The 26,825-nt window shown below is 38.4% G+C and carries 26 protein-coding genes; 22 read left to right on the forward strand and 4 right to left on the reverse strand.

Features of this window, described 5'->3' with window-relative positions; all coding sequences use genetic code 11:
- Window positions 1-84 precede the first annotated feature (84 nt).
- From ACIFOT_RS01490 to ACIFOT_RS01535, 10 genes are all read left to right on the forward strand, one after another.
- The gene (locus ACIFOT_RS01490) at window positions 85-1,377 is read left to right on the forward strand and encodes a Glu/Leu/Phe/Val family dehydrogenase (RefSeq protein WP_430060982.1); all 1,293 of its coding nucleotides are present in this window, start codon (window positions 85-87) and stop codon (window positions 1,375-1,377) included.
- An 84-nt stretch (window positions 1,378-1,461) separates the two neighbouring features.
- Window positions 1,462-1,716, forward strand: a complete 255-nt coding sequence (locus ACIFOT_RS01495) for a hypothetical protein (protein ID WP_430060983.1) — start codon at window positions 1,462-1,464, stop codon at window positions 1,714-1,716.
- Between the two features lie 333 nt (window positions 1,717-2,049).
- Window positions 2,050-3,492 (forward strand): amino acid permease, encoded by a 1,443-nt coding sequence (locus tag ACIFOT_RS01500; RefSeq protein ID WP_430060985.1) that lies wholly within the window; start codon window positions 2,050-2,052, stop codon window positions 3,490-3,492.
- Between the two features lie 88 nt (window positions 3,493-3,580).
- A complete protein-coding gene (locus ACIFOT_RS01505; RefSeq protein ID WP_430060987.1) occupies window positions 3,581-3,757 on the forward strand; it encodes a hypothetical protein in 177 nt (58 codons plus the stop codon).
- 107 nt (window positions 3,758-3,864) lie between these two features.
- Window positions 3,865-4,212 (forward strand): PadR family transcriptional regulator, encoded by a 348-nt coding sequence (locus ACIFOT_RS01510; RefSeq protein ID WP_430060989.1) that lies wholly within the window; start codon window positions 3,865-3,867, stop codon window positions 4,210-4,212.
- A complete protein-coding gene (locus tag ACIFOT_RS01515) occupies window positions 4,193-4,831 on the forward strand; it encodes an HAAS signaling domain-containing protein (RefSeq protein WP_430060991.1) in 639 nt (212 codons plus the stop codon). Before ACIFOT_RS01510 ends, ACIFOT_RS01515 begins: the two co-directional genes overlap by 20 nt.
- 69 nt (window positions 4,832-4,900) lie before the next feature.
- Window positions 4,901-6,172, forward strand: coding sequence for a DUF4153 domain-containing protein (locus ACIFOT_RS01520; protein WP_430060992.1), 1,272 nt, complete (start codon window positions 4,901-4,903; stop codon window positions 6,170-6,172).
- Between the two features lie 307 nt (window positions 6,173-6,479).
- Window positions 6,480-7,355 (forward strand): ABC transporter permease subunit, encoded by an 876-nt coding sequence (locus tag ACIFOT_RS01525; protein WP_430060994.1) that lies wholly within the window; start codon window positions 6,480-6,482, stop codon window positions 7,353-7,355.
- Window positions 7,352-8,365: a hypothetical protein gene (locus tag ACIFOT_RS01530; protein WP_430060996.1), complete on the forward strand. Its 1,014-nt coding sequence runs from the start codon at window positions 7,352-7,354 to the stop codon at window positions 8,363-8,365. The genes ACIFOT_RS01525 and ACIFOT_RS01530 overlap by 4 nt, the downstream gene beginning before the upstream one ends.
- 74 nt (window positions 8,366-8,439) lie before the next feature.
- Entirely contained in the window at window positions 8,440-8,922 is a 483-nt protein-coding gene (locus ACIFOT_RS01535) for a DinB family protein (RefSeq protein ID WP_430060998.1), read from the forward strand.
- 315 nt (window positions 8,923-9,237) lie between these two features.
- Here ACIFOT_RS01535 and ACIFOT_RS01540 read toward each other — a convergent pair whose 3' ends face one another.
- Window positions 9,238-10,029 (reverse strand): TIGR00266 family protein, encoded by a 792-nt coding sequence (locus tag ACIFOT_RS01540; RefSeq protein ID WP_430061000.1) that lies wholly within the window; start codon window positions 10,027-10,029, stop codon window positions 9,238-9,240.
- Window positions 10,030-10,375: 346 nt separating this feature from the next.
- Between ACIFOT_RS01540 and ACIFOT_RS01545 the strand changes: the two genes are divergently transcribed.
- From ACIFOT_RS01545 to ACIFOT_RS01565, 5 genes are all read left to right on the forward strand, one after another.
- Window positions 10,376-12,121, forward strand: a complete 1,746-nt coding sequence (locus ACIFOT_RS01545; RefSeq protein WP_430061002.1) for a SulP family inorganic anion transporter — start codon at window positions 10,376-10,378, stop codon at window positions 12,119-12,121.
- 21 nt (window positions 12,122-12,142) lie between these two features.
- Entirely contained in the window at window positions 12,143-12,499 is a 357-nt protein-coding gene (locus tag ACIFOT_RS01550) for an ArsR/SmtB family transcription factor (protein WP_430061004.1), read from the forward strand.
- Between the two features lie 350 nt (window positions 12,500-12,849).
- Window positions 12,850-13,050, forward strand: coding sequence for a cold-shock protein (locus ACIFOT_RS01555; protein ID WP_026575162.1), 201 nt, complete (start codon window positions 12,850-12,852; stop codon window positions 13,048-13,050).
- A gap of 164 nt (window positions 13,051-13,214) precedes the next feature.
- Window positions 13,215-14,360, forward strand: coding sequence for an exonuclease SbcCD subunit D (locus ACIFOT_RS01560; protein WP_430061006.1), 1,146 nt, complete (start codon window positions 13,215-13,217; stop codon window positions 14,358-14,360).
- Window positions 14,357-17,494: an AAA family ATPase gene (locus tag ACIFOT_RS01565; protein ID WP_430061008.1), complete on the forward strand. Its 3,138-nt coding sequence runs from the start codon at window positions 14,357-14,359 to the stop codon at window positions 17,492-17,494. Before ACIFOT_RS01560 ends, ACIFOT_RS01565 begins: the two co-directional genes overlap by 4 nt.
- Window positions 17,495-17,569: 75 nt before the next feature.
- Here ACIFOT_RS01565 and ACIFOT_RS01570 read toward each other — a convergent pair whose 3' ends face one another.
- Window positions 17,570-17,887, reverse strand: coding sequence for an antibiotic biosynthesis monooxygenase (locus ACIFOT_RS01570; protein ID WP_430061010.1), 318 nt, complete (start codon window positions 17,885-17,887; stop codon window positions 17,570-17,572).
- Between the two features lie 159 nt (window positions 17,888-18,046).
- Here ACIFOT_RS01570 and ACIFOT_RS01575 point away from each other — a divergent pair, with 159 nt between their 5' ends.
- Together ACIFOT_RS01575 and ACIFOT_RS01580 are read left to right on the forward strand one after the other, a co-directional pair.
- Window positions 18,047-18,511: a GNAT family N-acetyltransferase gene (locus tag ACIFOT_RS01575; protein ID WP_430061012.1), complete on the forward strand. Its 465-nt coding sequence runs from the start codon at window positions 18,047-18,049 to the stop codon at window positions 18,509-18,511.
- The gene (locus tag ACIFOT_RS01580; protein ID WP_430061014.1) at window positions 18,508-18,975 is read left to right on the forward strand and encodes a hypothetical protein; all 468 of its coding nucleotides are present in this window, start codon (window positions 18,508-18,510) and stop codon (window positions 18,973-18,975) included. The genes ACIFOT_RS01575 and ACIFOT_RS01580 overlap by 4 nt, the downstream gene beginning before the upstream one ends.
- Before the next feature lie 44 nt (window positions 18,976-19,019).
- On the opposite strand, the gene ACIFOT_RS01585 is transcribed toward ACIFOT_RS01580, so the two are convergent.
- On the reverse strand, window positions 19,020-19,559 hold the full coding sequence (locus ACIFOT_RS01585; RefSeq protein ID WP_430061016.1) for a hypothetical protein: 540 nt from the start codon (window positions 19,557-19,559) through the stop codon (window positions 19,020-19,022).
- A 662-nt stretch (window positions 19,560-20,221) separates the two neighbouring features.
- Here ACIFOT_RS01585 and ACIFOT_RS01590 point away from each other — a divergent pair.
- The 3 genes from ACIFOT_RS01590 to selB all read left to right on the forward strand — a co-directional run bounded on the left by ACIFOT_RS01590 (window position 20,222) and on the right by selB (window position 23,476).
- The gene (locus ACIFOT_RS01590) at window positions 20,222-20,740 is read left to right on the forward strand and encodes a hypothetical protein (protein WP_430061018.1); all 519 of its coding nucleotides are present in this window, start codon (window positions 20,222-20,224) and stop codon (window positions 20,738-20,740) included.
- Window positions 20,715-21,521, forward strand: a complete 807-nt coding sequence (gene coaW, locus ACIFOT_RS01595) for a type II pantothenate kinase (protein WP_430061020.1) — start codon at window positions 20,715-20,717, stop codon at window positions 21,519-21,521. The genes ACIFOT_RS01590 and coaW overlap by 26 nt, the downstream gene beginning before the upstream one ends.
- Before the next feature lie 71 nt (window positions 21,522-21,592).
- A complete protein-coding gene (selB, locus tag ACIFOT_RS01600; protein ID WP_430061022.1) occupies window positions 21,593-23,476 on the forward strand; it encodes a selenocysteine-specific translation elongation factor in 1,884 nt (627 codons plus the stop codon).
- A gap of 50 nt (window positions 23,477-23,526) precedes the next feature.
- Here the strand turns inward: selB and ACIFOT_RS01605 are convergent, their stop codons facing one another.
- Window positions 23,527-25,011 (reverse strand): TerD family protein, encoded by a 1,485-nt coding sequence (locus tag ACIFOT_RS01605; RefSeq protein WP_430061023.1) that lies wholly within the window; start codon window positions 25,009-25,011, stop codon window positions 23,527-23,529.
- Window positions 25,012-25,153: 142 nt separating this feature from the next.
- Here ACIFOT_RS01605 and ACIFOT_RS01610 point away from each other — a divergent pair, with 142 nt between their 5' ends.
- Complete coding sequence (locus tag ACIFOT_RS01610) at window positions 25,154-25,693, forward strand: GNAT family N-acetyltransferase (protein ID WP_430061025.1); 540 nt, start codon at window positions 25,154-25,156, stop codon at window positions 25,691-25,693.
- Between the two features lie 141 nt (window positions 25,694-25,834).
- A complete protein-coding gene (locus ACIFOT_RS01615) occupies window positions 25,835-26,812 on the forward strand; it encodes an efflux RND transporter periplasmic adaptor subunit (RefSeq protein WP_430061027.1) in 978 nt (325 codons plus the stop codon).
- Window positions 26,813-26,825 lie beyond the last annotated feature (13 nt).

Here is a 26,825-nt window from a genome sequence, read left to right on the forward strand (position 1 = left end):
TGTTAAAAGCCATTGGTGATTGAAGCGGAAATCAACAAACAAGTTTAACAGAAAACATATTTTATAATACGACGGGGTGCCGAAATGTCTGCTAACAAAGTGGTAGATGAAATTACGAAAGAACAGCAAAAAGAGCAAGAATCATTAAATTTATTTTTTTCAACACAAACAGTCATTCAAAAAGCGCTGAATAAATTAGGCTATGCAAACGAAATGTATGAATTATTGAAAGAACCAATTCGTATGCTAACAGTTCGAATTCCAGTGCGAATGGATGACGGTTCGGTCAAAATTTTTACAGGGTATCGCTCCCAGCATAACGATGCGGTAGGACCAACAAAAGGCGGCGTCCGCTTTCATCCTGAGGTAGACGAAGAGGAAGTAAAAGCCTTGTCGATTTGGATGAGCTTAAAGTGCGGAATTACAGATCTTCCATATGGCGGAGGTAAAGGCGGCATAATTTGCGACCCGCGTAAGATGTCTTTTAGAGAGCTTGAAAGATTAAGCCGCGGATACGTTCGTGCCATCAGCCAAATTGTGGGACCAACAAAAGATATTCCAGCTCCAGATGTTTACACAAATTCGCAGATAATGGCCTGGATGATGGATGAGTACAGCCGTTTACGGGAGTTTGATTCACCAGGATTTATTACTGGAAAACCGATCGTATTAGGCGGATCGCAAGGTCGTGAAACTGCGACTGCCCAAGGCGTAACCATTTGTATTGAAGAAGCAGTTAAGAAAAAAGGTATCGAGTTACAAGGGGCGCGCGTCGTTATTCAGGGATTTGGAAATGCCGGAAGCTTCTTAGCTAAATTTATGCATGATGCCGGTGCAAAAGTTGTCGCTGTTTCTGACGTATATGGCGGTGTTTACGATCCGAACGGACTAGATATTGATTACTTGCTCGAAAGAAGAGACAGTTTCGGCTCTTTCTCACAATTATTTAAAAATACGATTACGAATAAAGAACTGCTTGAACTAGACTGTGATATCCTTGTTCCTGCTGCCATTTCCAACCAAATTACGGCGGAAAATGCAGCAAATATTAAGGCCTCCATCGTTGTTGAAGCGGCAAATGGGCCAACCACACTTGAGGCAACAACAATCCTGACAGAACGCGGTGTCCTACTCGTTCCGGATATTTTAGCAAGTGCCGGCGGTGTAACAGTCTCCTATTTTGAATGGGTGCAAAATAATCAAGGCTACTATTGGTCAGAAGAAGAAGTAAATGAAAAACTGGCAAAGGTAATGGTTGGTTCATTTGAAAATATTTATCAAACAGCTGAAACACACCAAGTAGATATGCGTTTAGCAGCCTATATGGTTGGTATTAAAAAAGTGGCCGAGGCATCAAGATTCCGCGGCTGGGTATAAAACCTCAAAATAAATGGTAACTCATCTTTCACCTATATAAGAATCCGCTATGACTGTAACGAAATCAAAATAGGAGTGAAGAAATTGCAAAAGGTAAAGGAAACTATTTACAGTCCTTGTTCCGGCACCGTAGAAAAAGTTTTAACTAAGGAAAACAACCATGTTTATGAGTGGGAAAAATTATTCCAAATTAAAACCCATAACGGTAAGATTGAAGAGATTTCGATTGGCATAAGCGGTCATATTACATCACTGCATGTAAAGAAGGGCCAAAGAGTTACCAAAGAAACTTCTCTAGCTATTATTCAAGATGATTTACTAATTACAGGCAGTGATTAAAAATCATACTCTTCCCATTTTAATGGGAAGAGTATTTTTGCGTTTAAAGTGCAAAATATTTTTCAAATATGCAAAATAAATTGGCGGATTTGTTCGAAAAATATTCACAAATTAGGATTTTAAAAGTTGGCATAAAAATTGCATTTATAAATAGTAGAAATAGTGATAAATTTAGAAAGATTTGGCGGTTGATAAATTTCGACAAATATTTTAATCTTTCATTTGTGCCAAGAAGGTAAAATACTTTCTTCTAACAAAAATTATCCTATTTTAACATTACTCGTCTTAAATTTGAAAGCGCATTCTTCATCAAGGGAACAAGGGGGAAATTTAATGAATTTACCGGGAAACAATGCATCAAATGAATTACAAAGAACGATGAAGTCCAGACATCTATTTATGATTTCGCTAGGAGGGGTTATTGGATCCGGTCTATTCCTTGGCTCAGGATATACAATTAGCCAAGCAGGACCAACCGGTGCCATTCTTTCCTATATTGTCGGGGGCTTAATTATGTTTTTGACCATGGTTTGTCTGGGTGAACTATCAGTAGCCATGCCAGTTTCAGGGTCCTTTCAAACGTATACGACCAAATTTATTGGACCGGGAACAGGGTTCGCACTTGGATGGCTCTATTGGCTCGGCTGGTCTGTTACGGTGGCGCTAGAATTATTATCTGCCGGTCAGCTCATGCAAAGATGGTTCCCTCATTCACCGATTTGGATTTGGTGTGCGATATTTGCGATTCTATTATTTGCACTTAATGCTCTTTCAGCAAAAGCGTTTGGTGAAGCAGAATTTTGGTTTTCCAGCATTAAAATTTTAGCCATAATTATGTTTATTGTTTTAGGCGGCGCTGCTATGTTCGGTCTAATTGACATGAAAGGCGGACATGCTGCACCATTTTTATCTAATTTTACAGCACATGGGATTATGCCGCACGGATTTACAGCACTAATCGTTACGATGATTGCGGTTAACTTCTCGTTCCAAGGTACTGAATTAATTGGTATTGCAGCAGGTGAAAGTGATGATCCGGAGAAAACCATTCCAAAATCAATTAGACAAACAGTTTGGCGGACACTGTTCTTCTTCGTTTTAGCGATCTTTGTTTTAGCTGGATTAATTCCGATGGAAAAAGCAGGTGTTGTCGAAAGTCCATTTGTTATCGTTTTTGATAGCATCGGAATTCCATATGCAGCAGATATTATGAACTTTGTTATTCTTACAGCACTTCTTTCAGTTGCGAATTCTGGTCTTTATGCAGCTACACGTATGCTTTATGCGATGTCTAAAGAAAAAATGACCAGTCCAAAACTTACAAAAGTAAACAAAAGTGGAGTTCCTATTAACGCTTTATTTTTTACAATCGGTATTGCACTATTATCCTTACTTTCAGGATTTTTTGCAGAAGAAACAGTCTTTATGTGGCTTCTCTCCGTTGCAGGATTAGGGGCACAAGTCGGATGGATTTCCATCACAGCCTCACAAATTGCTTTCCGTAGAAAGTTTATTCGCGAAGGCGGTAAAGTGGAAGATCTTAAATTTAAGACACCTTTATTTCCACTTCTTCCGATTATTGCATTAGTCTTAAACGTTTCCGTTCTTGTTAGTTTAGCGTTTGACCCAGACCAAAGGCTGGCACTATATCTTGGAGTTCCATTTGTGGCTGCATGTTACCTGATCTATCATTTTAAAATTAAAAAGAACCGTGATCAGGACGGAACCGAAGAACAAGAACTTCAGCTTCAGGACAACAAAAAAATGATTATTTAATATCGTAAAAACGCTTGGGATGTAAATTCCAAGCGTTTTTTGGGATATTCCTGTCCAAACTTCAAACAATAAAATCGAGGTGATAGAAATGGGAAATTGGAATGAACAGGCTGCTCCAAATAATAACCTGCCGCCAAAAACGATTCGGTCATCAGAAATGTTGTTGGGGGACAAAGCAAATCATGCGTTCAAAGAGGTATTATCAGATGGCGGTGAAAGAGACCAGTTCATTAAGCGCCAAAAAAACGACCTAAAAATGAAATAATAGAAAAAATCAGTGACGATTGAAAACTTCGTCACTATTTTTCTTTACAAATGAATTAGAACGATGTAGAATTTCTATGTACCTAATATTTCTAGGTAGGTGAGAAAATGTTTAACCGCGAATTAGTGAAAGGCAGCACCTCGTTAATTTTATTGCAATTATTAAATGAGCGCGATATGTACGGCTATGAATTAGTGAAAGAGCTGGAACAGCGCAGCGATAATGGCTTGAGCGTGAAAGAAGGGACCTTATATCCGGCCTTGCACAAGCTAGAGAAGCAGGATTATATTGAATGCTACTGGCAGGAGCAGGAAAAAGGTCCAGCACGTAAATATTATCGGATTACAAATGCCGGTAGAGAACTGTTAGATGAGAAAACTCGCGAATGGCAGGATTTTGTTCAAGTAATGAATAAAGTAATTGGGAGATCGAAGCATGGAACGGTCAAAGAATAGGTTTCTTGAAGAATTATCAATGGGATTGATAAACCATAAAGAAAAAGAGAATATTCTTCTTGAATATGAATCCCATATTGAAGAAATCCTGATTGAATCCTATGATTGTCATACTGAAGCTGAAATCTATGATAGAATCGTCTCCCGTTTGGGCAGTCCGGCTGAGATTTCTGGCTTGTGGAACGAGGAGCTATCGGTTACACCTAGTAATATGAAATGGCTGTTCATCCTGTTAAATATTATCTTTTTCGGTGGAGGAAGTATAATAACGTTAGCCCATAATCTTTATCAATGGGAATGGCTGTCTGTCCTTTGGCAACATTTAACCTCTATTCCTATTCTAATTGCCATTCTATACATGTTTTTTTGGGCATTGCTCGGATATGAAATCGGCAAAGGTTTTGGTCATAGGGGGAAAACCCTTTTAAGAAAAACATTCTTGCTTTCTCTAATCCCTAACTTATTGTTAATGGTTCTGACAGTATTTGAAATCATACCTCATTCCTGGTTTGCACCTTTATTAACGAAAACATTTATTTTTGCTTGTATCATTTTGACCATTTTTCTTTATCCAATTAGCTGGTTTGGCTACCGCTGGGGAAGGAAAGCATCGATATAAGCAGTTTTTTTTGAATATATACCTAGTAAAACTATATATATAGAAATTCTACATAAAAGAGGGATGACGTTGGAAAAGAAAATTAGTAAATCAGATTGGCTTTTTTTGGGTTTTTGCTTACTGCTTGGTATTTTAGGGGAAGAATCCTTTTTTCGGGGTAAAATTGGAATTTCTTATTTTGTATTTATTTCAGGTTTTTACGCGGTATTTTTTTGGCGTTACCGCCGATACACTTTTTCCCATCAAAGAATGGGCTATCTGATCCTTTGTTGTATCTGGCTCTTGTCTGCAAGCTTTTTCTTGAATGACAACGAAGTTACTTATGGACTCAATATTATAGCTATTCCTTCCTTGGTCATCTTTCATCTTGTTTTAGTCACCAGCCCGAAACATATGAAGTGGAATCAACTTGGGATGTTTCCCTATTTATTTTCCATGCTTCTAGATTCAGTAAAATATAATGCCGCTTTTTCTGGTGTATTTGCAAAGGGATTGAAACAAGGTGTTGACGAGAGGAAGACCGTCATATGGAAAAAAGTATTAATTGGATTGGTCATTTCACTGCCTGTTTTAATTATCGTACTTAATTTACTCATGTCGGCAGATGCGCAGTTTAAACGGATGATAGGCGGAATACCGGAGTGGTTTAACGTCATCGATTTGCAAAGTATTTTTAGGGTTGTAATTATTCTCTTCTATACCGCGGGCTTTTTTGGATTCATGCAGATCCTTTTTAAAAAACAAATAAAAGTTATCAAACAGACCGCTAATGTTCAAGGTTCTAAGCTTGATTCGATTATTACCATAACGATTTTAATTGTAATCAATGCGGTATATTTATTATTTACGATGGTTCAGTTTAAATATTTCTTCAGCGGTTCTTTGCAAGGGGATTATACGTACGCAGAGTACGCACGAAAAGGCTTCTTTGAGCTATTGTTTGTAACGATGATAAATTTGTCGATTACAGTAGTAGTACTGACTGTCGTTAATCATGGGACTAATTTTGTAAAGCGGTTCATGCAAATTTTACTTACAATTTTGGTATTGGCTAGTTTTGTTATGCTCATATCTGCTTTTATGCGTTTAGGCATGTACGAAGACGCATATGGATTCACCTTTACAAGGATACTTGCCCATTCGTTCATGATATTCCTTGTTGTCATTTTCATGTATACATTGGTAAAGGTCTGGGTTGAAAAACTGTCATTGTTTCATTTTTACTTTATTTCATCTTTAATTTATTTCACATCCATCACAGTAATAGACTTAGATAAAATGGTGGTGAAGGAGAATATGATCGCTACACGGAAAGCGGGAAGATCGATATTTACTATCTAAACAACCTATCCTACACAGGTGTGATTGGATTAATTGACCTTTATGAAAGGGATAAATCAATAAATGGGTTAGATGGAATATTGATTAAACGGAAGCAGCAGGCCCTAACAGAAAATAACCCTTGGCAGTCCTATAATTTAAAAAGAGAGCAGGCTTTTGCAAAACTTAAAAAGCTTGATTTGAACTAGAAAAAAAGCATGCAAAAAAAATTTGCATGCTTTTCTTTTTTTGGTGTAACTTTTTCATAAATATTTCGTCTATCTAAATTGCAAATATTTTAAAAAGTTGATTTTTGTGAGGGGATGAAATGAAACGTTTTATACGTAATATTATTCGACTTGTTTTGATTATTGCCGGGTTCCTATTTATTTTTAAACTTCCATTCTTATTAGGAATTGGAAAAGATCATGTTGTGTTTAATTTTAAAGCATTTTTTGGGGGTGTGAAGTCAGATTTTCAATCTTTATTTCGAATAAAAGATGCTGCCTATCTGTCGTTTTTTAAGCAATTGAACATTGCGGAAAGTTATCAGTATTCAATTACGATTCTATTTTTTAGTTTAATCTTTATTATTTTCATGGGTTTGGTATTTGCAGTTTTGGTTATGCTCGCACCAGAGAAGCTGAGAAATAATTTAAAAAGTGGTATTAACTTTTTTGAAGCAGTTCCAGATTTATTAGTGATTTTTTTATTTCAGTTTTTTGTCATAATGCTCTATAAAAAAACAGGCATTAAATTTTTACAGTTATATGGTGTTTTTGGTGCAAAGCCGTACTTTGTCCCAATCATGACAGTCTCCTTCCTGCCTTTATTTTTATTGATTCAGTTTTTAATTAAGGTAATAACCGATGAACAAACCCAACAATATGTGCTCTATGCGAAAGCCAAAGGGATCAACCGCCTCAGGACTCTGCTTATACATATTATGAGAAACATTTTTCCACTTTCTGTATTACAGCTTAGGACCATTGTTTGGGTATTACTTTCTAATATTTATTTAGTTGAATATTTGTTTAATATAAATGGATTTACACAGCAATTTTTTAAAATCATTTCTATGGGAGGAGATTTCGTCTCGCTCGTAGTCTGTTTGTTATTGTTTTCGCTTCCATTGGTGGTCATTGAAGCGGCAGGCTGGACGATTTCAAAGTTAATAAGAGGGAAGGAGCGTGTAACGATATGAAGAAATATAAAAAAACAATCATCGGTTCTTCCTTACTACTTCTATTGTTATTAATGAGTATTTTCTATCCCGCCTATGGACCGAAAGATTATAATCATCAGGTTTTAGTTAAAAATGAACAGGGCCAGATCATTGGCAGGGCTCCGTTTCCACCTTCCAAAAAGCATATACTTGGAACCAATCGAAATGGTGAAGATATCCATTGGCTTTTGCTATATGGAGCAAAATTCACGCTTATTTCTACATTTGGAGTCGCCATATTAAGGGTAATAATTGGTGGATTATTGGGGATTTTTCTATCAATCTGGACCCCGTTTTTAAAAAGTTATGTGAAGGACTTTTTCCTGCCCTTCCGTTATATCCCTCTAATTCTAATAGGTATTATTTTAATGATTCCGATTGTCGGAGATTTTAATGATGTAGCCATCTCATCGATTGTAACCTATCAAATTATTATTCTCGTTTTTATTGGGGTCCCATCTGTAACAATATTCGCATCAGATGTAACGGATGAGTTATTAAAAACATCCTTCGTTCAAAGTTCAATTTTGATGGGTGCTGGTAAATTTCATCTTATAAGAAGACAATTGCTGCCCTATTTACGTTCTTACAGCGTTTTATTTACCGTTCAGCAGCTGATCAGTACGCTTCAGATAACGATGCAGCTTGGGCTGTTTGGTATGTTTCTTGGCGGAAGGAATAGGGCGGGGATCTTTGGAATTGATGACCCAGATAATCCACCGCCACATCCGGCAACAATCACTAATGAATGGGCAGGATTAATCGGCCAGAATTTTAATGAATTTTTGCTTGCTCCCTGGACGATCTTTTGTCCTGTGATAGGGTTTTTTATTGTCATTGCTATTGTTAATATGATTAAAAAAGAATTAGAAGAAAACATGAATGGCCTGCAAGTTGTGAAAAAGAAAGAAAAGAAGAAAAAATTATCTAAAGTTGAAGGCAATATATTTGTAAAACGTGGACTATTTGAGTTTGTCCGTAAGCTTTAGAAGTGAAATGGAAAAATAAATACTAAAAAGTAGATTATAAGAATAATTTTTAAAATAATAAGGGAGTGATATACATGGATCGAAAAGAGGTCATCCTCGAGCAGTTTTTATTAACTCATAACACAAATGGCTGGTTTGTATCCTTTCAAAGTGCTGCAGCAGGGCTTACCGATAAGCAGGCATTATGGAAAGGGGAGAAATCCGAAAACTCAATTTTGGAAATCCTCAGTCATTTGGTTTTTTGGAATGAACGTTATTTAAATCGGTTTAAAGGGATCCCGATTCCTGAAATGGAAGGGGATAATGATTCTACTTTCACTAATGTGCTAGACTGGACCGAGGCTGTCGAGAGGTTTAATTGTGTCATGACTGATTGGTATAATGCGGTTCGTGAATGTGAGGATACGAAATTAAATCAGCCCGTTAATCCAGACACGAATCATCCGTGGATTGAGACCTTAACTAGTATCACACTTCACAATGCCTATCATATTGGCCAAATCGTTACCATTCGTAAAATGCAGGGGTCTTGGGATAAAGAACAAGGTGTAAGTTAAACTGGATAGTGTAAAAAAACCGGACCTCGGTCCGGTTTTTCTATTGAGAAAGGAGGAATTCTACAAAAATTAATGTGTATTCTACAAGAAAATAGAGGGATTCTACAATATTTTAAGAGCATTCTTCAAATTATTAGGAGTATTCTACAAAACGAAGAGGGCTTACTCCAAAATTAAAAGGTATTCTTCAAAAAATTAGATAGATTCTACAAATATGAGTGGATATTCTACAAAAATAAAGCGGTATTCTACAATTTTGACTACTAACGAAGCACACAAAAAAAGCAGGATCTAGGATCCTGCTCAAACTTATTATTAGTCACCATTAAACATATCAAAGAGCCCTTTAGCAATGCTGCCTTCGTCTTTTCCACCGCCGCGGGAAGGAGCTGCAGCAAATACTCGGCTGGCAAGACGGCTGAATGGCAGTGATTGAATCCAAACAGACCCTGGACCACGCAATGTAGCGAAGAATAATCCTTCACCGCCAAACAAGGCAGTCTTAACGCCTTTAACAAATTCAATATCATAACCCACACTGCTGGTCATTGCTACTAAACAACCAGTATCAACCCTTAGGGTTTGGCCGGGTAGGAGGTCTTTTTTAATAATGGTTCCGCCTGCGTGAACGAATGCCAGCCCGTCACCTTCAAGCTTTTGCATAATAAACCCTTCCCCGCCGAAAAAGCCTGCGCCAATTTTTCGCTGGAATTCTATTCCAACCTGAACGCCTTTTGCCGCTGCCAGGAAAGCATCCTTTTGACATATGATTTTTCCGCCATGTTGGCCTAAATCCATTGGAATGATTTTACCAGGGTATGGCGAGGCAAAGGAAACCCGCTTTTTTCCTGCTCCGGCATTAGTAAAGGTAGTCATAAACAAGCTTTCACCTGTAAGAACACGTTTACCTGCACTAAATAGTTTTCCCATCAGGCCGCCGCCGCCGCCTCCAGATCCATCACCAAAAATGGTCTCCATATGTATGTCATCTTCCATCATCATGAAGCTTCCCGCTTCTGCTACAACCGTTTCATGAGGATCAAGTTCTATTTCCACGAACTGCATATCATCGCCATAAATCTTGTAATCGATTTCGTGATTGTTCATAATATTCCCTCCAAATTTTAAAATGTCCACCTACTTACATTATAAAAAATTTAGGAAAAATATACTATTTCTAAATGAAGATAAAATAAAAAGACGTCTGTCAAAAACAGACGTCTTTCGCGTATTGAGGCGAAAAACCACACTCCACATTGTGTGTTCCTAAAAGGAATGTTTTTCGGCTTACACAATTCAGCTCATCGCTTAATCATCTTAACATTTATGGACCAGAGAACACAAGCAAAAAATTTTGGTTTATTTTTCAAACAAAAACTCTTGCTAGTATATGTGAATTATTTTATATTCAAATAATCAGATATACAAAAATAAAAAGATAAGAAGGGTTCATATGTTTAGTGAAAATAGGTTCCATCAATATTCATTAAAAAGCGTGCCAAAGGATTTGCTTTCAGGTTTGATTGTCGGGGTTATCGCAATTCCACTTGGTATGGCGTTTGCCATTGCTTCAGGGGTGAAGCCTGAGTATGGAATCTATACGACGATTGTTGCAGGGATTCTCATCTCTCTGCTTGGAGGATCGAAATATCAAATTGGCGGTCCTACCGGTGCATTTATTCCAATTTTATTCGGAGTGGTAGTGACATACGGTTATGAAAATCTCATGATTGCTGGGTTTATGGCCGGAGTTATTCTTCTCTTGATGGGAGTTCTGAAGCTTGGTTCACTCATTAAATATATCCCTAGACCAGTAACAATCGGGTTTACTGCAGGGATTGCAGTAACGATTTTCACTGGACAATTAGCTAGTTTCTTAGGTTTAGAGGGAATCAAGAAGCATGAGGAATTTATACGCAACATTGAAGAAATCATTGTCCATCTTAACTCAACGAATGTTTTTAGTATTATCACAGCACTCATATGTTTAATAACGGTTATTTTTACACCAAAAATTGCACCAAAAGTTCCAGGTCCGCTTATTGGCTTAATTGTATCCACACTTGCAGCAACCTTGTTTTATCCCTCACAAGTCGCAACCATTGGAACGGCATATGGAGAAATTCCAAGTACACTGCCTGCACTCCATATACCGAACCTGAATCTTGAGCAAGTTATGAAATTATTGAAGCCCGCCTTTATCATTGCGATGCTTGGCGGAATAGAATCACTTCTGTCTGCTGTTGTGGCCGATGGGATGACAAATAGCCGGCATAATAGTAATAAGGAATTAATCGGGCAGGGAATCGCAAATATGATCACCCCATTATTCGGCGGTATTCCTGCAACTGGAGCGATTGCCCGGACAGCTACAAATATTAAAAATGGTGCTGTTTCGCCATTTTCAGGGATCATCCATGGGATTGTTGTTCTGCTTGTGCTGCTGTTTTTTGCACCATACGCTTCATACATCCCACTTGCCAGCATGGCACCTATTTTGATGGTCGTCGCCTGGAATATGAGTGAAAGGAAGGTATTTGCTCATATTTTAAAAACAAAATCGACAGATTCACTAGTACTCTTCGTTACGTTTTTATTGACCGTTTTTGTGAATTTGACAACCGCTGTTGAGGTAGGGCTTGTCATGTCAGCCCTTTTGTTCACTAAACGGATGAGCGACCTAATGGTCACGGCGAAGGCCTTGCCAAATCGAAAGCATAAAAATGAAAAAGTAGAGACTGGCATGGTCACTGATACACATGACTGTCCGCAAATCAGCATCTTTAATGTCGAAGGTCCTTTATTCTTCGGGGCAGCCGAAACATTTGAAAAAACCATCATGAGCACAATAAACTACCGCCCCAAAATTTTATTGCTGCGAATGAGCAGGGTCCCGTTGATGGATACAACAGGTGAAGCGAATTTATCTAGTATTGTTCATCATTTTTCGAAAAATGGTATAGTATTGATATCAGGCTTAAATGCCCAGCCGGAAAGCGTACTTAAGAGAACTGGATTGTATCAAACGATTGGCGGGGAGCATTTTTTCGAACATACTGGAGAAGCCATTCAATTTGCCCTGGAGCAAATTAATAAAAATAAATGCCTTGGCTGTAAGCATTTTGCATTCAGGGAATGTAAGAAGCTATCTGCCACTGAGGCGGTAGAAGGTAGGAAGGGACTAACTGCTACCATCTAATAATAATTAGGAGTGGAAGAATTGAATCTTGAAATGCAGCAGTTTAAAGCGGATTTTTTTAAAGCACTGGCGCATCCTTTGAGAATCCGCATTTTGGAGCTTTTAGCAGAAGGTGATAAAAACGTCAACGAAATCCAAACTCTGGTTGGCAGTGAAGGCTCTGCTGTCTCCCAACAGCTTACGATCTTGAGAGCCAAAAATATTGTTACAGGAACTAAAGAGGGAAATAAGGTCATTTACACACTGAAGGACCCGATGATTATTGAACTGTTGGCTGTTGCCAGACAAATCTTTAATAATCATCTTGTTGATACCATTACAATATTGGATAAATTTAAAGAAGAAGATGAAGAAGAAACTATGGTGCCGAAGAATTAAAATCTTCGGTCTTTTAGTGAACAACAGAAAGCGATTACAAATACTTTTCGACAAAATTCTCCGCAGTCATTGTCTGGCTTTGTACATTTACCAATTTAATAGTCATATTCCAAACAGAAATTGGCAGATATGTAGAATCGTGTTGGTTTATGTCAACGTTACATTTCTTGACATATAAGCCTAAAAGCGTTATATTTTAAACAGCCGTTGCACGAGATTAGATTTATGTTACAAGCTTGTTCAAAGTTTTAACCGATGTTTGGATGAGGAACTGAAGTAAAGCTATCACGTTGTAATTTGGTGAATTTTACACATGGCTTGTATGCAAGCCAATAGGAGGATTTTTTTACATGAAAAACGGTAAAGTAAAATGGTTTAATTCAGAAAAAGGTTTCGGTTTCATCGAAGCAGAAGACGGAAACGATGTATTCGTTCACTATTCTGCAATCCAATCTGAAGGTTTCAAAACTTTAGAAGAAGGTCAAGAAGTTTCTTTCGAAGTAGTTGAAGGAGCTCGTGGACCACAAGCTGCTAACGTAACTAAGAAGTAATTTAAAAAAACCAATTATAACAGTCCGGTAAATTGCCGGGCTGTTTTTTATTTTACAAAAAAATCATCCTTAATTCCAGTATATTGCCAGCATTTCCAAGACCTTAATGAATGGTATTTTGCTATAATAGAAGCATTGAGAAAAAATGCAGTGGGGTGAAGCAAATGAAATTTATCCATACAGCCGATTGGCATTTAGGCAAACTGGTCCATGGTGTTTATATGACAGAAAACCAGCGGGAAGCACTTGAACAATTTATAGAAATTGTCGCCGAGGAAAAGCCTGATGCTGTGGTCATCGCTGGCGATTTATACGATCGTTCCGTTCCGCCAACCGATGCCGTTGAGTTACTTGATGAAATTCTTTTTAAAATTAACGTTGAATTAAAAACGCCTGTCGTGGCCATTGCCGGAAATCACGATAGTGCTGAAAGACTTTCTTTTGGCAGCTCGTGGTACAAGCATAGCCAATTCTATTTATCTGGCAAGTTAACAAACAGCTTCAAACCCTTCCAAATCAATGGGGTTAACTTTTATCTCGTTCCTTATGCGGAACCAGGTGTTGTAAGACAGCTTCTTAGCGATGACTCCATCCATTCCCATCAGGATGCGATGAAAGCCCTTATTGGCAAAATGGAAGAAACGCTAAATCCGAATGAACCCAATGTCTTGGTCGGTCATGCCTTTGTTCTGGGAGGACAAACCTCAGACTCCGAACGGATTTTGTCCGTTGGGGGCTCTGGATGTGTCGGTGCTGAACTGTTTGAACCATTCTCATATACCGCACTTGGCCACTTACACAGTCCTGATGCTATTAAACACAACAAAGTGAAATATTCTGGATCCCTTTTAAAATACTCTTTTTCCGAATCCAAACAGAACAAGTCTATTTCAATCATTGAGATGGATGATAAAGGTAACTTTACTCATCGTTACCGTTCCCTCACACCAAAACATGATATGCGGGAACTGCAAGGACATTTAGAAGAACTACTCGATCCGCACTTTTATGAAAAAGAACGAATTCATGACTATTTAAAAATCACCCTGCTTGATGAAGGGGCCTTAATTGACCCGATTAATAAACTGCGTCAGGTTTATCCAAATGTTCTGCACCTCGAGCGGAAAATTGATGTTACTGATTTAAAGAAAAAGCAATCTTTCAATGCTGTCAGAAGTGAGAAAAAATCAGAGATTGAGTTATTTGAGCAATTTTATACGGAAATGACCACGTCCGAATTTACCCAAGATAAAAAGGATGCAATGGTTGGGGTTATTGAACAAGTGCTAAAGGGGGAAATGGCGAAATGAGACCATTAAAACTGACGATGCAAGCGTTTGGCCCTTATGCAGGAAATGAGACGATTGACTTTTCCAAACTGGGAAATCGGACGATGTTTGTGATTTCTGGAAAAACGGGTGCAGGTAAAACAACGATCTTCGACGCTATTAGTTATGCCATTTATGGCAAAGCGAGCGGGGAGGATAGGAACGGCCCTGAGTTAAGAAGTCAATTTGCCAAGGACGATCTTTTAACTGAGGTCTCTTTAGATTTTTCCCTTCGAAACAAGGTATATTCTATCACCAGGTCGCCTCAACAGCAAAAGAAAAAAGACAAAGGGGAAGGATTTACATCAATTGGTGCAAAAGCCGAGCTTTTTGTGTTGGATGAGTCAGGTGAGAAGAAGCTGCTCGCTTCTAAAATCACCGATGTGGAAGAGAAAATTAAAGAAATTATGCTGATTGATGCGAATCAATTCCGGCAAATCTTAATGATACCCCAAGGCGAATTCCGCAAGCTATTAACATCTGACAGTAAAGATAAAGAAGTCATTTTACAAAGGCTTTTTCATACCCAATTTTATAAAATGGTCGAAGAAAAGCTGAAGGATGAGGCTACAGAGCTGAAAAGGTCTGTTGGAGATCAAGTTCAAGCGAGGAATGAAGCGATTCGCCGTATTCATGCTGTCGTAAATGAAGAGTTGCGTGAATTCTTGGAAGCAGACAGCGTAAACGATACAATTATCATGCCTCTTCTGCAAGGAGAAATAGCAGGATTAGGAGAAAAGCTCGAACAGCTGGACCTTCAATTGAAAGATAAGGCCCAGGAGCAGGACAAGCTGAAGAATCAGCTTTTCGAAGCCGAAGCCATCCTAAAACAATTGCAAACGAAAGAGGAATTGAAGGTGCAGCGAGGCACGCTGATTTCTCAAGAGGAATTGTTCACAGAAAAAGAAAAGCAGGTTCAAAGGGCCCAAAAGGCCGCCGTTTTAGCCGAGCAAGAAGCGCTATGTCATCGGTTGAAAAAAGAAGAAGACCAGCTTGGAGCAAATGTCCAATCAATAAAGATCGATATTGAAAAATTACAAGTGCTGCTTACCCAATATGAAGGGCAGCTTCAAAAAGAGATGGATCGTGAAGGAGAGCGTAAGTCCGCGCTTGACGAAGTTAATCGACTCTTGAATATGAAAGAGGATGTCTATTCATTTGCCGCTTTGGTTAAAGAGGCTTCTAGGGTGGAAGCGTTATTAAAAAATGCCCAGGACAAACATCGTCATTCCGAACAAACACTATTACAATTAGATGAACGACTTAAATTTTTACAGCAGCAAAGTTCGGAAATCGAAAAGGGAAAGTTTGCTTTCCTAGAAAATGAGGGGAAGGTAGAAAAGCTTGATGCCGAGTTAGAGCGTCTAGAAAAATATCAAACATTTCATATTCGCCATCAAAATGCGGTGCAAAATCTTAAACACATAACGGGACGGTATGAAAATACAGCTGCAAGCTTAGCAGATGCGAAGTCGCTTGTGGAAGTGTTAGAGAATAAATGGCTTCATGGCCAGGCATCACTTTTAGCAGCAAGGCTTCAAACAGGTGATGCCTGTCCTGTGTGCGGTTCTGAGCACCATCCTGCACCGGCCTTTAATCAAAATGACACAATTCCAACGGAACAGGATATGAAGGCTGCGAAAGAAAAAGCTGCCCTTTGGGAAAAAGAAAAGTCTACTGATGAGGCCGCCCTTTACCAGAGTCAATCTGCCGAAAAGGTCCAAAGGGAAGCGTTGGATGAAATTTTGCAGGAAATTCGTATACAGCGGGTGGAATTTAAAGAAAGTGATTATTCATTAGTTAAGTCCGAAGTTGTCGCTGCGAAAAATAGTCTGATTCTTACACAAAGAGAATTATCTCAACAAATTGAACAGCTAGAGAAAGTGAAGACAGAGATAGAGAAAAGAGAAGCTCAAAAGCTAGTATTACAAAAAGAGATCCAGCAATTTGCTGGAGAAGTGACGGAATTAACGATTCAATTTACTGAAAAGAAAACAAATCTGACTAGATTGATGAATGTTATTCCAGAGAACCTTCGTTCAGAGGCCGAATATGAAAATGCCCTTGCAGTTGCACGTAAAAGTCATGAAAACTTGGTGAAACTACTGGAAGACGCGCAGCAGCGTTTGCAAACAGTAAAAGAAAAGCTTGCGGCTGAAACAGCCAGATTACAGAATGCAATGAAACACTTTGAAGAAAAGCAGGAAGAGCTCAATACAGAACGTGAAGTCTTCAAAAATAGACTTTCTGAACAGGGATTTGAAAATTTTGGAGTGTACCATGCTTCGAAACTAATTGATAATGAAATTCGCAGGCTTGAAAATGAAATCCGTGATTATCGTGAAGTGCTGCGTTCAGTAACAGATCGATTGAAGGAGTTAACGGAATTTTTGGCTGGTGTGAAAACACCAGATGTTGAAGGACTTAAGTCCGAGGTAAGCAAGATTGGCAATGAAATTGAAATTCTCTCAAATCAACGCACCGATCTTTTTGTGAAAAAACGGGATAATGAGGAAATCTTCAACCAGGTTGAACGTTTGAATGAAAAAATGAAGGTCCTTGAAGAACGGTACAAGCTGATCGGCCATCTTTCCGAGATTGCCAAAGGACAGAATAATTTCCGGATTACCTTTGAACGATATGTACTGGCGTCTTTCTTGGACGATATTCTTCGTGAAGCCAATGTACGGTTAAGGAAAATGACTTCTGGGCGCTTTCAGTTGTTAAGGAAAACAGACCGTTCAAAAGGGAATGCCCAAAGCGGTTTGGAATTGCTTGTTTTTGACCAATACACGGGGCAAGAGCGCCATGTTAAAACTTTATCCGGTGGTGAAAGCTTTAAGGCATCTTTATCCTTAGCGTTAGGTCTTGCCGATGTCGTTCAAAATTATGCGGGCGGCGTCTCCCTAGAAACGATGTTTATTGATGAAGGCTTCGGTACACTTGATCCTGAATCACTTGATCAGGCCATTGAAGCATTAATGGATATCCAAAGCAGCGGACGCTTGGTGGGCATCATCTCCCATGTCCCGGAATTAAAAGAACGAATAGATGTCAGACTGGAAGTTATTTCAGGCCAAACCGGAAGTACGACTGAATTTATGTTTACAAACTAATTTTAAGAAGCAGTGGATTTCACTTTCAGTGAAATCGCACTGCTTTTTTTTATTATTTTAGCTTTGTACCGAATTTTAAAGGGCTTTAAAGTTAGGAAACGGGTACTGAGCTTCAGCAAGAGTTGATAGACTAGTCAATTTAGATAGTGCACCAATTTTATTCCAAACTGCCATAACATTTGGATTTTGGTGTGCATTTTCAATCGCTTCCGTCGATTTCCACTCAGCTATTTCGATAATAGTACCATCTTCAGCTTGAAGCGTTAATAACTCACGGTCTGTTATTAATCCTTCTTCGCGTAATGTAGGGATATGTAGTTTCAAGACTTCCATCAATTCTTCCTCATTACCAGGCGTTGGCCGATAAAGGGCCATAAAAACTAACTCAGACATTCATTTTCCTCCTTTTATATTGTGATTAATTAACTATACCCAATTTTATAAAATAAATAAATTAACAATAATAATGAATACTTCCAAGTAGAGAGGTATTTTTGATAGAAACGTAGAAAGATATAAGTGGAATATTGCAATAATAAGGGAGAAAGCACCATGATTAAAGTGATAAATTTTCAAAATGATTATTCACTAAAAGAACTGTTTGACCTTCAAAGAGCTTCCTATCTTGTTGAAGCGGAGTTAATCAATTTTTTCGAAATACCGCCCTTAAAGGAGTCCTTGCAGGATCTAAAGGAGAGTGGGGAAACCTTTATTGGATATTTCGAAAATAGCGAGTTGACGGGGGCTATCTCTTACACTATTCAAGAGCAAGTGGTTACGATTTGCCGAATGGTTGTCCATCCAAACCATTTTCGAAAAGGGATCGCCCAAAAGCTTTTGACCTATGTTGAGAAAAATCATTCTGACTTACCGATATTTAATGTATCAACCGGGAAAGAAAACACGCCTGCCAAGAATCTTTATCTTAAAAATGGGTTTCAGGTAACGGGGGATATTGAGGTTGTACCTGGATTATTTATTAGCCATTTCGAAAAAAGAAAGGAAGAAATGCAATGACAGTTAAAGAAAAATCTACATTTACACACAAACAACTTGCCGTAAAATATTTTAATGCAACGTGGGATATCCTTGATCTTACAAAGAGAACGAGAGAAGAAGAGGAGAAAATGGTACATCTTGCACATTCATCCTTTTGGCATTGGACTCAGGTAGAGGACCATACCCCTAAAAATCTATCAATAGGTTACTGGCAGCTTTCACGAGTGTATGCAACCGTTGGTAACGGTGAAAGAGCACAATTTTATGCGGAACGCTGCTTGGATGTTAGTTTAGCGAATAAAATAGAACCCTTTTATGTAGGGTATGCATATGAAGCAATAGGACGGGCGAATGTCCTTTTAAATCAGCACGACCTAGCGAAAGAACACACGAAGCTAGCACAAGAATATGCAGAGCAAGTTCAAAACGAAAATGAAAAATCCATGCTGTTAAACGATTTGAAAACAATAAGAATTCAATAAAACAATTAAGGAGCCCAGAAATTGAGGCTCCTTAATTGTTAAAATTACTTGCTGCTGTAGAACTCCTTGACCTTTTTGATTTCGGATTCCAAATCTTCATCTAAATCAGCATAAAATAATACAGCGGCAAACTCTTCAGGAGTTAAAAATGCAGAGCCTGTTTCCATTTCTTTCAGGCGAATACCATTAGTGGTTTTCTCCAACTCGATAACTCCAAAACTATTTCCGGAATTTAACTTTGCTGTTTTGCTGCCGTTCTTATCAACAGTTACAACAATATTTCTATTACCTAATTGAACAGAATCAACTGTTTTAGTCATTAACTGCCGCACTTTTTCAAGGGAATTCAAAACATCATCTGCTAAATCAGAATGGTGCAGCAGGAGTGCTAAATGTTCAGACGAAATATGAGCAGAACCAAGCTCCATCTCTTTTAATCGAATTTCACCTTTTGAGGTTTTCTCAATTTCTAATACTTTAAAAGATAATCCAGAACTTAGACTGGCAACAACGTTTCCTTCTTTTGTTGCTTTCACATCGATTGTGTGGTCACCCATATGAATTCTTTGATTTTTACTAGTCATGAATATTCCCCTTTATTGAATTTTTTCTCAATCCCAAAAGAATAATATCAGTTTTTAGATTATTTGTGTTAAAAATTTAGACCAACTAAGAAATAATTTTTCAATTTAGAAACGATAAAGTATTTTTTTAAAAAAAGGAAACCATAGAAATACTGATGTCAGGAAAATGTTCAATTAAGGTGATTTGATGGTCATAACCTTTTATTTTGTCATTAGTTGGGTAATGATGGGGTTGTTCATTTTTAATCGTAAAAAAAGCTGGGGCACGAAAAAGGAAGTAGCTTTTCTTGTATTACTAAGCTGCCTCATTAATTCGCAGACCTATTTAGGCTTATTTGAGACCTTTAAATGGATGAAAACAACAATAGATCCAAAATTGTATATTGCCTTTCTCCTTTTTAGAAGTGTGTTTATACCTTTGTTTGTATCATTTTTCACACTTCTATTTTTTAACTGGCCAAACAATAAAAAGCTAATGTGCCTATTCATTTATTGTTTAATCATTTTAGGGCTTGATAAAGTAAGCCTCAGTTTTGAACTGTATAGGTTCAAGAAATGGAATCATTTTTTTACATTAGGGTATTATCTTCTATATTTGTTTTTTATGATTATAGCATTGAAGTGGTTTAAGCGGTTAGACGGGAAGAAGGTGGATTTAGGAGATGCTGTTAACAGAAAAAGGCTTTGGTTTAAATGATTACTTTGTGATTGCTGCGTTATTTTTCTCATGGATAATCTATTACTTTCTTCCAAAGATTTTTTCAAAACAATTTACTGTTCTTATCTTTTTATATAGCTTGACCATATCTGGTTTTTTTGATAATTCCTTCGGTGCAACTCCGTTTGATTTTTATGATATTATGGACGGACCTGCTTATACAGTCATGGATATACTGGTATATTTCCTATATCCGCCAGCCGGCTATGTTTTTTTGTTCCTCTATAAAAAACTTCGAATAAAAGATCAGCAACTTGTGTTATTCATCCTAATATTTACTGCCATTTCGGTTGGAATTGAATGGATTTATCATAAAATGGGCGTTTTTAAATACAAAGGTGGCTATAACATTATTTACTCCATCTGTATTTATTTGTTCGTCCAATCTATCTTGGTTTTATTATATCGATTTCTATATAATCACGGGGGTGAAAGAATTGCCACATCAAAAAGCAGGAATTGACGCAGGCGGGTCACTCGTGAAAATTTTTTATCAGGAAAATAATAAAAAACATTTTAAAAAGTATCCTATAAATCAATTAAATGAAGCCATTACATGGTTCAAAATAGCAGCTCCAAATGTAAGTGTCGGCTTAACGGGGGGAAAGGCCCATCTAGTTCAAAAAAATTATTTACATAATGCCGTCCTTATTCCTGAGTTTCAAGCTACCTGTGAGGGGGCAAGAATTTTAATGCTTGAGGAGGGGAAAAGCAGTAATCAACCTTTTTTAATCGTGAACATTGGAACGGGAACATCCTGGCATTTAGTAGTTGGAAAAAAGTATGAGCGAATCCTCGGCAGTGGAATTGGCGGAGGTACATTTGTCGGACTTGGCTCCATATTAACCAAAAAGGAAGATTTTCAGGATCTTATCAATCTTGCAAATAAAGGAGAAAAAGAGAATATCGATTTGCTGGTAAAAGATATTTATGAATCGGCCGAACCGCCAATTGATGGGCATTTAACTGCTGCTAACTTTGCAAAAGGATTTAAGGTAAAGCATTCAGATGCCGATCGAATGGCTGCTGTTACAAATATGATCGCAGAAACAATTGCCCTCCTAACGATGCAATCTGCAGCTATTCATCAGGTTAAAACAGTTGTCATAATTGGCAGCACCTTAATTGGAAATGAATCTTTAACATCCACACTAGAATACTATATGAAAAGATTTGAGCTAGTAGCCGTCTTTTTAGATAAAGGGGAATATTGCGGCGCTGTTGGGGCTTATGATTTTGTCTAAAAAAGTTCGCTTGAACAATGTTCCTTTTAAAGCTACAGTAAAGGGGAAGACCGATAAAGTAGGTGGCAAACTTGGAAAAACGATATTTTACGATTGGAATGGCAGGACATATTGACCATGGTAAAACCTCCCTAACAAAGGCACTTACCAATGTCGATACCGACCGTTTAAAAGAAGAAAAAGAAAGGCAAATCTCGATTGAACTGGGATTTGCTCCATTATATGAAGATAAAGAAATTCAGATATCTGTGATTGACGTTCCTGGTCATGAACGGTTTATTAGGCAAATGATTGCTGGGGTGGCTGGAATAGACATTGTCGTGCTGGTCGTTGCTGCTGATGAAGGAGTCATGCCGCAAACGCGGGAACATCTTGATATTTTAAAATTTTTGGGTGTGAAAAATGGTTTAATTGCGATTACGAAAATTGACCGAGTTGATGAGGAATTTATTGAACTTGTTAAGGATGATATTTTAGAAGAACTTACTGATACCGTTTTTGAGGATTCCCCCTTTGTGCTGGTGGACAGCCTTTCCCATAAGGGAATCAGTGAAATTAAAGAATTGATTATTCAGACATTAAAGGAACAAGAAATGCGGGATGCAAAAGGAGCTTTTCGCCTTCCGATTGACCAGGTGTTCACTGTAAAAGGGCAGGGAACCGTTGTCCGTGGAACGGTATATGAAGGGACAGTCGAGGAAGGGCAGACATTACTCATCATGCCAAAAGGGATAGAGGTTCGAAGCCGTCAAATACAAGTCCATCATAATCCAGCACAAAAAGCCTATGCAGGGCAAAGAGCGGCTATAAATCTCTCCGGTGTTTCTAAGGAAGACCTGGAGCGTGGGGATGTGCTGGTTTCTTCCGAACATTTCATCGTTACGAAAACTATTGATGTAGCTATTCGAATTGTTGATGAACTCGAGCATTTAGTTAAGCAGCGAATGCAGATTAAGCTGCATATTGGTACAGCGGAGGTTATGGGAAGAATTGTTTTCTTTGATCGAAATGAAATTAAAGAAGAAAATGGAGAAATCCTTTGCCAGCTAAGGCTTGAAGAAGAAATTCTCACAAAGCGGGGCGACCGTTTTATTTTACGCAGGCCAAGCCCGCAGGAAACCATTGGCGGCGGCTGGGTTATTGACCCCAGAGGCCAAAAATATCGCTTTGGGAATCAAACCATCGAAGAACTTGAAAAGAAAAAGGCAGGTTCTCCGAAAGAACGAATTACGGCTGCTTTATTCGAAGCGAAAAGCCTGCCGCTCACTGAGCTGATAAAGCGGACTGCACTTGTTGAAGCAACCTTAAACAATCATTTGGGTGATGAAGAATTTGTTTTATATAATGGAAAGGAATACTCTCTTCGACTAGTAATCAATTCAATTGAAGAAGATATTTTTGATAGATTGCAGGAGTTTCATCAAACTTATTCGATGAAACAGGGTTTAAATAAAGCAGAGCTGCTGCAATCCATGCAAAAAAGATTTCCTAAATCGCTGCTGGATTATGTGATCGAAAATGGAATCACAAATGGCATATTTAAGCGAAGAGGACAATTTGTTTCATTAGCTTCCTTTGTTCCTCATGTGACGAAAAGCTGGGCAAAGAGGACAGAAAATATGCTGTTGGAAATGAAAAGCGATGGATTAAAGGTTCGTTATGTAAAAGATTATTTTAATGCAGCGGGTATTCCTGAAAATATATTGCCGGATTTAAAACGGTTTCTAGCGGATGAAGCTTTGATAGTTCCATTGGATGAACAATTTGCTTATCATGGGGATGTGTTTGCAGCTGCAGTGGAAAAGCTTCACAGGCAAACGGGCACCGAGTTTGATGTGGGAGAAGCGAAGGAAGTGTTGGAGCTTTCACGCAAATACATGATTCCATTTTTAGAACGATTGGATGCACAAGGACTAACGAAGCGGGTAGAAAATAAACGGGTTTGGAAAGTATAAAAAGAAAAGCCTCGATTCCTAGTTTGGAACGAGGCTTTCGCTATGTCTAATTAAGATAGAAACTCAGCTGGATTTAAGCCCAGCTCGCGGCATATGTCAGCAACTACCTGCTGTTCATTTTGATCAAATTGTCCATCAGCATATCCAATGGCAATACAATAGCGGGCCACTAATCGAGCGATTTCTGGTTTTGACCTTATTTTACCTAAGGCACGGAAGGCTTCAGCCCGGCCCATCATCCGGTCATGTTCCATTTTAGATACGAACATATTGAATTTCTGAATGACTTTGTTGGTATCAAAAACTCGTAATTCTTCACTTTGATGAACAAAATCGAGCATCTTTTGTCTTTCTGAAGCATCTAAGTAACCATCCGCCATCGCTGTCAATGCACATGCGGCCACAACTGCCTCCAAAACATCCTGGCTTTTATAACGATTAAATAATTCTTGTGCTTTCCTTTTTTGCGTATTGGCCCATTCCATATAATCCGTATTGGAAGGAGACCAGGTGCTACCACAATTGTTACAGGTAAACTTTAATTGATTTTTTCCAATAAAACCGCCGAGCAGGCCAACAGGGCCAAGAATTAAACCGCCAACAGCTGCCTTGCCTAGACCAAAGCCCTTCTTTCCGGTCCTTACGTTCGAAGAGTGACAGCGCGGACATATGATGTCATCTCCGCCATATGTATGTGATGGAGGAGAGGCTGTGGAATAGCTCTGCGCTGGATATCCAAAAGCAGGCTGCCGATTTGATGATTCGGGCTGCAAATGAATGGGCTGCTGATAACTATGTTGGTTATTTTGACTTTGCCTATATGGATCATATTGAGTTTGGTTTTGCTGATATGAATTATGATTACTTGTATTTTGCTGATATGAATTTTGGGTACTTGTACTCGGACTCTGTTGATAATTTTGTTGTGGTGATGGCTGAATTGGTACGGAAGGGGCTGGATCGTCAACAGTAATCCCAAAATTCCCGCATAATGCTGCTAAACCGCCTTGAAATCCGCTAGCAATCGCATTAAATTTCCATTCTCCATTATGGCGGTATAGTTCTGCTGCGACAATGGCAGTTTCCACTGTGAAATCTCTTCCTAAGTTAAATCTTATTAACTCCTCATTCGTCAATTCATTAAAAATCCGCACGTAGGAATCAGATACCTGTCCGAAATTTTGCCGTTTCACTTGGGCATCATGAATCGTAATTGTGAATGCAATTCGGTGTATATGATCAGGAACTCTGTTTAAATCAATTCTGATTTGTTCATCATCCCTAACTCCGGATCCAATACGATTATCTCCACTATATAGGATGGAACCATTTCCACCAGAGGGATTGTTATAAAAAACAAAATCTTGATCGCTGTTTACCTTTCCAGTGGAACCTAATAAAAATGCGGAAGCATCCAAATCAAAATTAGAACCCAGGTTATTAATATTCCATCCAAGGCCGACAACAACGTTTTGAAGGCCGGGATGGGATTTAGTCAAATCCACCTTCTGGCCTTTACTAAGCGTAACACCCACACTTTTCACTCCTAATTTGTTAATTAATAATATGTACGGTTTAGCTTTTGAAAAGTTTCATTAAAAAATAGTTTTCGTCAATTCGTAATGGAATATTATGCTAAAATGAATAAAAAAATGCAATAGGGAAGGGATAAAGAAAATGATTGAAACGGAACGATTGCTGCTGAGGCCGTTACTATTAAGTGATGCAGAGCGGGTGGAAGAACTTGCTGGAGATTATGAAATAGCAAAAACTACATTGACCATTCCGCATCCTTACCCAAAAGGAGCTGCGAAGCAGTTTATTTTAAAGATGTGTGGTGCTGAGAAAGAGGGAAAGCTTGTTATTTTCGCTATCACAAAAAAAGAGGATGGTATGTTAATAGGCATTATTAACCTTTCGATCAATATCCACCATGAAAGAGGGGAACTGGCTTATTGGATTGGAAAGGAATATTGGCGAAGGGGCTATGGAACTGAGGCGGCAAAGGAAGTTATTAAACTTGGCTTTGAAGAACTCCATCTAAATCGAATTTTTGCAGCAGCATTTACGAACAATCAAGGCTCCTGGAGAATTATGGAGAAAATTGGGATGAAACATGAAGGCACCTTTAAGCAGCATGTCCTTAAATGGGGAGAATACGAAGACTTGGCCTACTATGGAATAGTAAAAACGGAATATTTTAATCTATTAAAATAGAAAAGAAGCACGCTGACTCAAGGTTCAGCGTGCTTCAATTATTTTCATTAAGGAAAAGTTAAGAAATGAATTGAATAATAGGCTTATTCCAAATAATTCTTCTCCAGGCAGGCGGCCTGGAACAAAAAGGAGCAGGCAAAAATGAAAAAATGGATCTATATTGCTTTGGGTGTTTTGGTAGTAGGATTTGTTGGCTACCAATGGTATTCATCAAAAAATGGCACACAAACGGCATCAGCCAGCGTAAGGACTGCCGTTGTCCAGCAAGGCAAATTAGAAGTGAAAATCAGTGGTTCTGGAACAGTACAGCCAGTTACGAGTGAAGACATTAAATCAACAATTGAAAACAATGAAATAGACGAAGTGTTAGCCGTTGCCGGTGAAGAGGTAAAGAAAGGGGACGAGCTTATTACCTTTATAGACGGAAGTGACCCTGTCACAGCACCTGCTGATGGTGTTGTCACCACCATGTCGGTTAATGCAGGAGAACGTGTAACAAGCGGACAAGTTGTTGCCCATTTAACAAACTATGAAGACTTACAAACCGTCGTTCAAATTGACGAACTCGATATTCCAAAAATTAAAAATGGACAAACGGTTAGTTTAAAAGTAAATGCCTTTCCTGACCAAGCGTACACGGGAAAAGTTACAGCTATTGCCGAGGAAGGGACCTCATCTAATGGTGTTTCTACTTTTGATGTAACAATCCATATCGATAAACCAGACAACCTCAAAGTTGGGATGAGTACAGAAGCAAGTATATTAACGGCAAGTAAAGATAATGCCCTTTATGTACCACTTGATGCCATTTACACGTCCAATAATCAAAAATATGTCATTATCGCATCATCAGATACAACGGATCAAAATTCAGGGACCGAGCAAAAAACTGTTAAAACGGGGTTAGCGAATGAAGATTTTGTGGAGATTACCGATGGAGTAACGGCAGGAGAAACCGTTCAGTTACCGAAATTAGCCACTGGAAGTACTTCGAATAATGGCCAAAGAATGATGCAGGGCAGCAACTTTGGAGGAGGATTCGGCGGTTTCGGTAACACTGCCGGCTTTAACCGCAGCGGAACCGGACAAAGGCAATTTACTGGAAGGAGCGGAAACTAGTGGAGAGACCGAT

The organism is Neobacillus sp. NRS-1170 (assembly GCF_050468025.1).